The 10,861-nt window shown below is 51.6% G+C and carries 10 protein-coding genes; 1 reads left to right on the top strand and 9 read right to left on the bottom strand.

Features of this window, described 5'->3' with window-relative positions; all coding sequences use genetic code 11:
- Positions 1-159 precede the first annotated feature (159 nt).
- From AC0QHF_RS12585 to AC0QHF_RS12610, 6 genes are all read right to left on the bottom strand, one after another.
- Positions 160-372, bottom strand: coding sequence for a hypothetical protein (locus tag AC0QHF_RS12585; RefSeq protein WP_324704565.1), 213 nt, complete (start codon positions 370-372; stop codon positions 160-162).
- Between the two features lie 78 nt (positions 373-450).
- On the bottom strand, positions 451-747 hold the full coding sequence (locus AC0QHF_RS12590) for a DUF1830 domain-containing protein (RefSeq protein WP_324704566.1): 297 nt from the start codon (positions 745-747) through the stop codon (positions 451-453).
- Between the two features lie 271 nt (positions 748-1,018).
- Complete coding sequence (locus tag AC0QHF_RS12595) at positions 1,019-2,737, bottom strand: iron uptake porin (protein WP_324704567.1); 1,719 nt, start codon at positions 2,735-2,737, stop codon at positions 1,019-1,021.
- 256 nt (positions 2,738-2,993) lie between these two features.
- Positions 2,994-3,956, bottom strand: a complete 963-nt coding sequence (locus tag AC0QHF_RS12600; protein WP_324704568.1) for an SMP-30/gluconolactonase/LRE family protein — start codon at positions 3,954-3,956, stop codon at positions 2,994-2,996.
- A gap of 157 nt (positions 3,957-4,113) precedes the next feature.
- Positions 4,114-4,551: a DUF4079 domain-containing protein gene (locus tag AC0QHF_RS12605; RefSeq protein WP_324704569.1), complete on the bottom strand. Its 438-nt coding sequence runs from the start codon at positions 4,549-4,551 to the stop codon at positions 4,114-4,116.
- A gap of 370 nt (positions 4,552-4,921) precedes the next feature.
- Complete coding sequence (locus tag AC0QHF_RS12610) at positions 4,922-8,470, bottom strand: WD40 domain-containing protein (RefSeq protein WP_324704570.1); 3,549 nt, start codon at positions 8,468-8,470, stop codon at positions 4,922-4,924.
- A 230-nt stretch (positions 8,471-8,700) separates the two neighbouring features.
- Here AC0QHF_RS12610 and AC0QHF_RS12615 point away from each other — a divergent pair, with 230 nt between their 5' ends.
- Positions 8,701-8,892 (top strand): hypothetical protein, encoded by a 192-nt coding sequence (locus AC0QHF_RS12615; protein WP_324704571.1) that lies wholly within the window; start codon positions 8,701-8,703, stop codon positions 8,890-8,892.
- Positions 8,893-8,945: 53 nt separating this feature from the next.
- On the opposite strand, the gene AC0QHF_RS12620 is transcribed toward AC0QHF_RS12615, so the two are convergent.
- From AC0QHF_RS12620 to AC0QHF_RS12630, 3 genes are all read right to left on the bottom strand, one after another.
- Complete coding sequence (locus AC0QHF_RS12620) at positions 8,946-9,281, bottom strand: XisI protein (protein ID WP_324704572.1); 336 nt, start codon at positions 9,279-9,281, stop codon at positions 8,946-8,948.
- Complete coding sequence (locus tag AC0QHF_RS12625) at positions 9,269-9,682, bottom strand: XisH family protein (protein ID WP_324704573.1); 414 nt, start codon at positions 9,680-9,682, stop codon at positions 9,269-9,271. The genes AC0QHF_RS12620 and AC0QHF_RS12625 overlap by 13 nt, the downstream gene beginning before the upstream one ends.
- A 124-nt stretch (positions 9,683-9,806) precedes the next feature.
- Entirely contained in the window at positions 9,807-10,709 is a 903-nt protein-coding gene (locus AC0QHF_RS12630) for an Rpn family recombination-promoting nuclease/putative transposase (protein ID WP_324704598.1), read from the bottom strand.
- Positions 10,710-10,861: the final 152 nt, after the last annotated feature.

Consider the following 10,861-nt stretch of genomic DNA (forward strand, 5'->3'; position numbering starts at 1 on the left):
ATCCAGAGGGATGAAAGCCTTACCAGGAAGTTATTTCGGGCATTTCAGCCCTATTTCGTTCCTGAACGAATCGCACTACCCTCCCCAGTATAGAGGCACCCAGGAATAAATTAACAATTATTAATTGTTAATTGTTAATTGTTAATTGTTAATTATCCCCTACACCCCCAATTCTACTGGGTCGCTTTTCAGGGTAAAATCCGAGATATCGGGGAGAGCGGCCCGTTTTTGTCGGTGGTGGGCATCGGCGATCGCCTGTTGGAGGGTTGAGAAGTTGGGCATATCTTGCCAACAGGAGGGACAAAACCAGTGGACTTTGCCGTGGCGGATGTGGGGGAGCAAGGGGGTCGAACAACAAGGACAGTTACTCATCAGATATTATTTCACCCAACTCGACGATTGCGATCAGACTGGCGGAAACTGGAAGGGAAGGGAAAGGAGAGTTCAAACTCATGCGGAGCAGACGGCGGTTTTCGATTTCGCCGGTTCGCTCTCTTGGACCGCCAGTTGCCAGCAGGGGACTAACCGGGCCAAATTTTGAATCACCCGACAGCCGGGGTAAATTTCGAGTTGGGCTTCCGAGACGGCTTCAAACAGCAACCGTTCGCCCGGAAACACGATCCGCTCGAAGTACCACCCGGGGATGTTGGTCACGCGCAGGGTCTGTAGTTGGGTGGTGGAATTATTGTAGTAGCACAAAATTGTATTGGTATAAGCCGAGGGAACGGAATCGAAGACTTGAGACATCGTTAAACCTTCCTTCTAAAATCTTTCATCTCTATCTGTCTTCACAGCTTAAAGAGAAAAGATGAGGAATTTGTGAATTTGCCCGAAATCTTCCTTACGATTTGTAAAGTTTTTATTGATCCCCATGACTTTCCCGGGGTGACGGGGGCGGTTACGGCCGTCGGGGATCGCTGAATGCCGCCGATCCCCGATCGCAACCGTTGGTATACAATTCATTGTAACCAATGTCTGTATATCCGATGACAAATCACTCAAAAATATCGCACCCCCCCTAAAATGCAAAGGTCGTTCTCACGGTTCCGATCGCCAGGTCATCATTGCGATCGCTCTGGTTGGGGTTGGTTATCCAAATGATACCAGGGGTGATGGACAGATAGTCAGTCAACTGATATCGGTAAAACGCCTCAAAATGCCAGGACCCATCGTTGGGAAGGCCCCGTCCCGACTCCCCGTCCAGATGGGCCAGGTACGGTTCCCGTCCCACGACGATGCCGCCCAAACTCCCTTCCCGAAACAAATCCGGGAGTCCCAACGTCAGGGCATAATTCCAAATTTGGCCGTCCCCCACCCCGATCGCCCGGGCTGCGGTGTAGCCCCCCCAGGCGCCCAAAATCACTCGGGGGCTAATTTGCCAAGCCAATTGTACCCCGTAGGAGTTGCTCGAAACCGGGGCGGCGATACCGGCGGGATTGAGCCCCTCCGTCAAACCGTAGAGGGAGTTAGCAATACCGGTGCCCGCATAGCCGTTGAAGGCGTCGATACGGACTTCTCCGGTGGTGCGATCGAATACGGGGCCATTTTGCTCTCCGTTATCGAAACCGAAATTTCCCGGAGTGGAATAGGTGTAATTATAAGTGAGGGCGAATTGAACCGTATCCGCCGGGGTGACGGTCAGTTGGGCCAGAACCGAAAAATCGCCGTTGAATAGTCCCGTCCCCGCCGTTGCATCCCCGGCGCCGGCGGCCAAATAGCCCACGGATAGAGAAGTGGGGCCGAAAATGCTGGCAAAACTGCGATCGCCGAACTGATAGTTAATCCCGATCCCGGTGCCTCCCCCGAGGCGGTAGATGGGGTTCCGCTGTCCGAAGGCACTCAGCGAACCGTTTCCGCCGTCGTAGTCGTCGAGGTAGGGGTTGAGGGTGGGGACGAAATCATCCCAGGTGGCACCCTTAGCGGCGAGGGTGAAATTGAGGCGATCGCCGACGGGGAACTGGTACAATAATCTCGCCAACCGCACGGAGTTATCGGTATCGTCCGTTATATTAAATGTCTGGGTGCCCTGGCCGATGACGCCCCCGTTGAAGGGTTCGGCGTCCCCACTTTCCAGGCGGGTGAGTAACAGATCCCGTCCGGTGAAACTGGTGTTGAAGTCGAGGCGGACTCGGTTTTGCCAGACAGTTTGATCCGATCCGGTATCTTCCCCGAAGGCATCGGTGAGGGCGAAAATCGCCTCCCCCCGCAGTTTGGTGGTGACGGAAAATTGATTGTCGTCTATTTCGTCGAGGCGGACATCGATACCCCGCATATCGCCCCGCAACAGGGCCAATTCCGCCGCAAATTCGTTTTGCAGTCGTTTGAGGGCCAGTAATTCGGCTTGGGTGACACGATCGCGGGTTCCGGCTTCGATCAATTCCTCGATGCGATCAACACAGGCGTAGACTCCGGCGGCGAATTCGTACCGACTCAGCGATCGATTTCCCTTGAAGGTCCCGTCGGGATAGCCCGCGATACAGCCGAACCGTTCCACCAAGGATTGTAACGCTTCAAAAGCCCAGTCCGTCGGTTGGACGTCCGAGAGTTGGGAAACCGAGGTGACTTGGGACTGTCGGGATTTCTGTTTTCGTCCTTCCTGGCTGTATTGTTGAAGTTGGTTCCAGGTGTCTGGATTCGGGCCGGGTGTCGCGATCGCCCCCAACGGCAACAAGATCCCCCCGATGGCGGAAAGCGTGAGCGTCAAAATCCACAAGCGTCCGAAACTGTTGCCGTTCATGAAAAAAATGCGCGAGGTGGGAAGTTCCTAAAATTTGAAAATGTGGGATCGGGCCGGATTCGAGCATCGCACCCCATCGATCACTTCAATCAGTTGTACCACTTCCCGGAACGGTTGAGGATGCGATCGCACTTTCCCCACACAAAAAAAGTAGGGACTCCCTGGCATTCGTCCATTCCCTATTCCCCATTCCCGATTCCCGATTTCCTATTCCCTATTCCCCATTCCCTAATACCGACTCCCGACTCCCCATTCTCTACTCCCGATTCAGACGAATTCGATACAATCCAGACGTTGCGGTGATGTAAAGGGTGCGGCGATCGCGATCGCCCCAAGCCAAATTGGCGGCGGTTTCCGGCACTCTGATAATACCCAGTCGCTCCCCGTCCGGCGAAAATATCCACACGCCGCCAGGTCCGGTACTGTAAATATTACCCTCACCGTCCACTTTCATGCCATCAGGGACACCAGAGAGATCCGGATCTTTGAGTTCCGCAAAGCGTCTCCCATTCGCCAACGTGCCATCTTCTCCCACGTCAAAAACTTGGATGTATCCCTCCTGGGAATCGTTGACATAAAGTTGGGATTCGTCCGGGGAAAAAGTGATGCCGTTGGGGCGGATCATCTCATCGTTGAGTAAGGTCAATTCTCCGTCCGGGGCGAGGCGATAAATTCCGTAAAATCCCAATTCTTCCTGTTCCGATTTGATGCCATAGGGCGGATCGGTGAAATAGATGCTGCCGTCGGAGTGGAGGGCGAGATCGTTGGGGCTGTTGAGGCGTTTTCCATTGTAGCGATCGGCGAGAGTCATGATCGTTCCGTCCGCTTCGGTGCGGGAGACGCGACGGTTATCGTGTTCGCCGGTAATCAACCGATTTTGGTCGTCGAGGGCGTTGCCGTTGGCTTTGCCGGAGGGCTGTCGAAATACGGTCAATTCCCCGTCGGGTTTCCACCGATAAATCCGGTCGGCGGGAATGTCGCTGAACAGCAAAAATCCGTCCGAATGCCAGACGGGTCCCTCGATAAATTTGAACCCCTCCGCCACTTTTTCGAGGGTGGCATCGGGGGGAAATAGCCGATCTAAATTTTGATTCTGTTCTTGGGCGACGGCGCGATCGCCCGCCCCCAATTGTTCGGGTTCGTTCTCGGGAATTGTACAACTAACGGGGAGGGATAAAAATAAAATTAAAGCACTCCCCAATATCAGATACTTTTTCATGATTAAATATCAGTGAGTTGTTGGGCTTCAGCCCCCCAGAGAAAGGCACCGAAGCGCTACAACGGATTTTCACAGTTGTTGGGCTTTAGCCCCCCAGAGAAAGGCGCTAAAGCGCTACAACGAATGGATATGAACTTATTTTAGCCGATCGCTTCGGTCAAGGTAGATATTTCTGCACCACGACCCAGCCGGAGAGGGAGACGATCGCAAAACCTAAGAATAACACGATATTGGTACTGATGTGGAGCGATCGCGCCCAGGGTTTTTTCGGCCCGATTTGGGTGGCACTCCAGGCAGACAGCAACACTAAACCCACCACCGTCAACCCCGCCGGGAGGTGGACCGAGTGGCCGAGGTTTCCGTACTGTCCCAGGGTGCCCACAATGCCGATCGCCAGCAATAATAACACCAACGCCACCATCGTGCCGCCGACAATATAATGGGTCGTTCGCAGTCCGGAGGGACGGGGTTGTTTCGTCTTGCGGGAGTAGAACATCCAACCCCCCGTCACCGCCAGCAACAGGTAGGCCGTGACCGAAAGCCCCATCGACCAAGCCGCGATCTTCCACAGCCACAAAAAAGACGGTAAATCCATCGGCAAGTTCCCCAAATCTAGCAATATAGCAATGTGAAATGATCAGTGAAAACTACAGGGTCAAAGCCCCCAGAATTGGGGGTTTGGGGGCCAGATCTGTTTCAGAATGACTTCACACTGCTCTATTGTCTCAGACGATCGCTTTTCGGCATCCCCAAAATATAAAAAAAAATTTAAATTTTGCCGAATTGTTTGATTTAAAACTTCCGCCGTGCTATGATTGTCTCATAATGGAAATAGTGACAAAAATTTTATTTTCGCAACCACTCCCATTATGAAGAAGATACTTCAATTTTATCAAAAATCCCCGCCCCCGTCAACCCCCCCCGATCGCCAATTTTTATAATTATCAATTATCAATTATCAATTATCAATTGCAAAGCCGACGATCGCTCTCTTCTAACCGGGCATTATGCCGCAGGTAATCCCGCACCCAATCACAGGCATATTCGAGGGTGTCGAGGTTCAGGATGGGGTTGATATTCCACAGAATGATCGTTCCATCGCGATCGCCCGAAGCGAGAATTGTGCCATCGGGGCTAAACTCAACCGTTCTCACCAAACTGCGATGTCCCCCCAACTGGCGAATGCGATCGCCCTGCAAATTCCAGATTCCCACCGTGCGATCGTCGCTGGCGGAAGCGATCATCTGACCATCCGGACTGAAGGCAACTTCAATCACATTCCCCCGGTGGCCGAATAGGGTTCGATCCCAATTGTAGCTGTCTCCGGTTGAGTTCAGTTGCCACAAGTTGACGGTGCGATCGCGGCTTCCGGAGGCGATATAATTGCCGTCAGGACTGAATTCCAAAGTCCAGATCCCGTCCCGGTGTCCGGTGAGGCTGTCGATCAAAGTCCCATCCAAACGCCAGAGTTTGATCGTATTATCGTGGCCGCTAGAAGCGATCATCTCCCCATCCGATCGCACATCAACGCCCCAAACTCCCCCGCCGTGTTCGTCGAAGGAATGTTCGATCTGCCCGTCAAGGTTCCACAGAATCACGGTATTGTCCCAACTCGCCGTGACCAGTTGTCGGCCGTCGGGGGTAAAGTCAACGCCCCAAACCCCCCCTTGATGTCCGGCGAAGGTTTTCTCGGCGGCATCCGATCCCGGAATTTCAAAGTCCGTCCGCCAGAGTTTGGCACTCGCGTCATTGGAGGTGGACGCCAACCATTTTCCGTCCGGACTGAAAGCCAGTTTATTGACCCTTCCGGTATGTCCCGTCAAGGTTTGCAGGAGATCTCCTTCCCGGTTCCACCATTTGATCGTGAAGTCAGCGGAGGACGAAGCGATCGCGTCCGAGATGGGACTGAACACCACATCCCAGACCTCATCCGCATGGGCCTGATAGCTGACCATCAGGGGGTGGCGGGTCTTCCAGAGTCTCACCGTCCGGTCCCAGCTACCCGATACCACCGTCTGGCCGTCCGGACTGAAGGACACCCCCGCCACCTCTCCTTCGTGGCCGTAAAAAACTTGGTCGGCGTGATAGGTTCCGTCCACCCGGCTTTTTTTCCACAGCCGAACAGTTTGGTCGCGACCGGCAGAGGCGATATATTCCCCGTCCGGACTGAAAGCAACATCCCAAACGCCATCCTCGTGGCCGACGAGGGTTTGTAGGACTTCCCCTTGCAAATTCCAGATCTTGAGGGTGTTGTCGCGACTCGCGGACACCATCCGCCGGCCGTCGGGACTAAATGCGATCGCCATCACCTGATCTTCATGTTCCTTGAGGGTTTTCAATAGCGTCCCGTCCGCAGTCCACAGTTGAATCAAGCTATTGTTCTCCAACTCCCCACCCCCGATCGCCAACAGCTTACCATCCGGACTGTAGATGACTTCCCGAAGTTCTTCCCCCGGTGTGGCCAGGGTTTTGAGTAATTTTCCCTCCATCGTCCATAATTTTGCCTCTCCGTCGATGCTAACGGATGCTACGGTGCGATTGTCCGGGCTGATGGCCACCGTCATGGTGGATTGTTTGTGGGCTCTCCAGGAAGCCAATTGCGTCGCACTTGTGGCATGAATTTGCCAGATTTTGATGGTTCCATCCCGGCCGGAAGTGCCGATAAAGCGACCGTCGGCACTGAAATTGAAGCGAAAGGATTCATCTTCGTACCCGGCGAGGGTCGCGAATAATTCGCCGTCTGGCTTCCAGAGTTTGACCGTCCGATCTTGGCTGGCAGAGGCGATCAGGCGACCGTCGGGACTGAAGTTAACGTCAATAACTGAACTGGTGTGTCCCGAAAATCGGTTGACTTCTTGAATGCTGTAGGTGGTTTGCCAGAGGACCGATTGCACTTCCGACTTGATTTCGGGGTCGGACCATCGCAGGGTTTGGAGCGATCGCGTCGCTTTGATGGCTTGTAAAAGGGCTTCCAGGGGTTTGTCGAGGGCGAGGAGACTTTCCGAGGATTGGGTGAGGGCTTTAATTTCGCTGATTTTGGCTTTTCGGTACTGCCAAAAGGTCGCCAAACCGAGGGCAAATGTGATGATAAAGGCGCCACTAACGGCCCCCAACAACAGCCGCTGTAGTCGAGCATTTTTCTTTTCTTGGAGGCGCTTTTGTTGTTCGGCGAGGAGTTTAACTTCGATCGCTTTTGCCCGTTCGGCTTCCAGGGCGTGTTGGACTTCTTGGCGATCGCGATCGACGGAAGCAGCCAAAAATTGATAGTCCGCATCGCTCAAACTTTTGCCCTGGGTCCACTGCTGGGCATCTTTCAACGCCTGCCCCCGCAGCAGTCGGGAGGGGTCGGTTTTTCCGGAGTGAATCCAGGCCTCAAAGGTTTGGGAATAGGGTCGGAGTTGGGTGAGTTGCTGCTGCACCCAGGTTTCATTAAAAATGGCTTTGTAAATGGGATTTTTAACGCTCAGTTTGCCATCTTGTTCGACGACCAATCCCGAGAGGAGGAGTTCGATCTGTTCTCGGGAGTCGTCCGCTTTGATGGAATTTAAATGTAAAATTTGTTGATACAAACTCAGCAATCTTCCGGTGAATTGCGGATAGTAAAAGAGGCGATTGCGGATGGTTCTGAGGTGTTCCGGTTCGTCTTGGGATTCCCAGCGATCGATGATGTGGCGGTGGACGATCGATTCGATCCAAAATGCTTCTAATCCTTGTAATTTTCCGTGGGTTTCCGTTTGGGGGACGAAATGCATCATCAATTTGCAAATTTTTTGCGTCAAAAATGGCTGTCCTTCCGTCCATCGGATAATCTCTCGAAGCAGGGCTTTTCCGCAGCCGAATTTAGCCTCCAAACCCACGGCTAAAGGTTCGGCTTCTTCGACGGTGAATCCGGAGAGTTTGATGGCGGTGCCGATGTTGAAGGGGGTGCGGGTGCGATCGCGGATCAGGTCGGCCGGAGTCGCCACGCCGAACAGGGCAAACGTGAGGCGGTTGTAAGCCCCATTGGTCGCCCGCTGATTGTAGCAAAATCGGATGAAAGCAAAGAAATCATCCGTGGGAAAATCCAACCCCAATAAGCTATCAATTTCATCGACAAATATGACAATATTTTCCCCTTCAAATTGACTCAAAACCCCTTCAAAGATAAACTGGTTCAACCGCTGGATGAGGGACAGCCCCTCCGTCTCAGACCACCATTTTTTATAATCAAATTGCTTGCGAAGTTTCAGACCGAACCACAGGTTGACAACCACCCCTTTGTACCACTGTGCCGGCGTGATCATTTCCCCGCCCACCTGGGTCATGTCCAGGGTGACGCATCTCACCCCATCGGCTTCGAGACGGTGCCGCGATCGCACCATCAAGGAGGATTTTCCCATCTGTCGGGCATTGAAAACATAACAAAACTCGCCCCGCGTCAGGGCTTCGTAAAGTTCGCCATCCGCCTGACGTTCGACGTAACTAAAATGGTCAGTCGGAAGACTGCCACCAACTTGATAAATATATTCATTCACAGCCAATTAGAGAGAGTTGGGAGTCGGGAATCGGGAATCGGGAAGAATTGACAATCATCAATTTAAATAAGCATAAAGCCAACCGTAAAATTTGCCAAATTGCAGGCGGGCCAGATAGTCGGGGACTCAATCATCCCCGAGTCCATTCCGTTCGTTGACGGTGGTGTAAAGTTCCCCAGTTTGGGGGTGAAAGCCAGTCAGCGGGGGCGATCAGGGTCGGATTGTCGGGAATGGGGACGACTTGGGGCGGTTGGGAGGCACTGTCGGTGTGGAAGGGTTCGGGGGTGAGGGTTCGGGTGGCGATCGCTCGATTTGGCCTTTCCTGGGCGAGGGTCGCCGTCCTGACGGGTTCCTCCCAAAATTATTCCCTCAATTGCTGGATTTCTTCCACGCTGAGTCCCGTCGTCTGGCTGATAGTTTAGATGGGTAAGATATCGAGCCGGTTCAGTCGGGTAGGCATTGCCCACCTTGCCAATTAATTAACAGCAAATCCCGTGTAGGGACGCATTAAAGGTTCGCGAAAAGCCAAAACAATATCTGATTTAGGCACTCCTTTTTCGACGAGCTGATTGGCGATACCCATTTCTGTTCCATCATGGTGTATCCAAATTTTGTCTTTCCTAATCGACAAGTGTAAAGTACATCCATACTGAGGTCTGCGGTTTTTCCAGCCCGTATGCACGACTTGATAATGGTCGCGTTGGAGATCAAAAATCAGTTCCGTTTGGGCTTCACCCTCCGATTTAAACGGTTTGGCGTGTTCGGTTAAAAGTTCTTGGATATAGGAACGATAGCGCTCTATTTTTTCCATTCTGAAATCACCTCTTCAACGGCATCATAAATAATTAACGCAATTTCACACCGATCGACAACGAGTTGTACAAATGGAAGAGAGAAGAATTGTTGGTAGATATCTAGGGGAACGGCTAGATAAAGAGTGCGTTCTGGCTGTTCGACTTGTAAGGCAATTCGATAGGTTATGAACTGCCCTACGGCTGAGTGAAATTCATAAATGTTAGAGGAGCCAAGAAAGCTTTTGATTTCAACGGCAATCTTCTCGTTATCTCGTTCTGCGGCTAGGATTTGTTCGGCTCCCAGGTCAATTTTTACGGTAGCACCACCGGTCTTGATTTCTAGGGGGTCATCGGTAATGAGCCAACCTCCTTTTTCTAAGGCATTTTTCACGGCATCATGAAATAGGTCTTTAGCCATGATATGGATTGAGTAAGACTCTAAAAATGATTATATAGCAGCGCAAAGCAGAATACGGTGCGATCGCTCGATTTGGCCTTTCCTGGGCGAGGGTCGCCGTCCCGGTGGGTTCCTCCCAAAATTATTATCTCAATTGCCGGATTTCTTCTACGCTGAGTCCCGTCGTCTGGCTGATGGTTTCGATGGGTAAAATATCGAGGAGCGATCGCGCGATCGCTTCGGCTTTTTGCTTCTCTCCCTGCTGCAATCCTTCTTGCAATCCTTGTTGCAATCCCTGCTGTATTCCTCGCTGCATACCTTGCTGTAAAGCATCCTGTTCCGCTTTCAATATGGCATTGCGGCTGTCTTGTAGGAAAAGCTGTTTGCGTTCAAAAATATCTAACTCTTCCCGACTTAACAAACTCAACTGGGCAATTTGAAACGCCCGTTCCAATGTGGCCGGTTCGTTTAAATTCTCGGGGATGATTTCTAAACTTCCCGCTTCTTTGAGAAAATAAATCCATTTATCCGTCACCGTTTCCAACTGTTCGAGGGGTTTTTTTAATTTCGGTAACTCCACAAACACCAGTTTGATATCGTCATCTTCGGAATAATCCGTTGCATCTTCTCGCTCTTTTAATTGATAATGGGAAATGACTTTGGGACGGTCTGGAAACATCTCAAAATCGGTAATTGTTAACGCTATCACCGGATTCACTTGGTCGTAACCTTGTCCCGAATCCAGTTGCATTGAAAAGGCTTTGCATAAGTTATAAAGCACCCGTTTTTTGAATCCCAAAACGTTGAGAACTTGCATTTCAATGATGACCGTTTTATTGCCCGTGATGCGGGCTTTGACATCCCGGAAGGTGTCTTTCATCCCTTGAAGTTGCGGGGCTTGGTACGGGTCGATAATTTCCAAATCTTCGATGACGGTTCGCCCCTCGTAGAGGAGGGCGTTGAGGAAATCGATCAAAATCGGTTTACTCTGTTGGGAACCGAAGATTTTTTTAAAGGCAAAATCGGTTTTGGGGTTGAGGAAACGCATGGCTGTCACCGCAGGTATTCAAAGTTTCTTCTATAGCAGTGTGAAATGATTCGTGAAAAATTGATCGACTCAAAGCCCCCAGTATTGGGGGTTTGGGGGCTAGACAATTTTACAAATGGTTTCTGATTGCTATATATTAATAATGATAGCAA

The sequence above is a fragment of the Lyngbya sp. CCY1209 genome (assembly GCF_055795065.1).

What these genes read in the sequence shown, in the direction of transcription:
- AC0QHF_RS12585 (WP_324704565.1), bottom strand. Translation starts at nt 372, where the DNA reads ATGAGTAACTGTCCTTGTTGTTCGACCCCCTTGCTCCCCCACATCCGC.
- AC0QHF_RS12590 (WP_324704566.1), bottom strand. Translation starts at nt 747, where the DNA reads ATGTCTCAAGTCTTCGATTCCGTTCCCTCGGCTTATACCAATACAATT.
- AC0QHF_RS12595 (WP_324704567.1), bottom strand. Translation starts at nt 2,737, where the DNA reads ATGAACGGCAACAGTTTCGGACGCTTGTGGATTTTGACGCTCACGCTT.
- AC0QHF_RS12600 (WP_324704568.1), bottom strand. Translation starts at nt 3,956, where the DNA reads ATGAAAAAGTATCTGATATTGGGGAGTGCTTTAATTTTATTTTTATCC.
- AC0QHF_RS12605 (WP_324704569.1), bottom strand. Translation starts at nt 4,551, where the DNA reads ATGGATTTACCGTCTTTTTTGTGGCTGTGGAAGATCGCGGCTTGGTCG.
- AC0QHF_RS12615 (WP_324704571.1), top strand. Translation starts at nt 8,701, where the DNA reads ATGGGGACGACTTGGGGCGGTTGGGAGGCACTGTCGGTGTGGAAGGGT.
- AC0QHF_RS12620 (WP_324704572.1), bottom strand. Translation starts at nt 9,281, where the DNA reads ATGGAAAAAATAGAGCGCTATCGTTCCTATATCCAAGAACTTTTAACC.
- AC0QHF_RS12625 (WP_324704573.1), bottom strand. Translation starts at nt 9,682, where the DNA reads ATGGCTAAAGACCTATTTCATGATGCCGTGAAAAATGCCTTAGAAAAA.
- AC0QHF_RS12630 (WP_324704598.1), bottom strand. Translation starts at nt 10,709, where the DNA reads ATGCGTTTCCTCAACCCCAAAACCGATTTTGCCTTTAAAAAAATCTTC.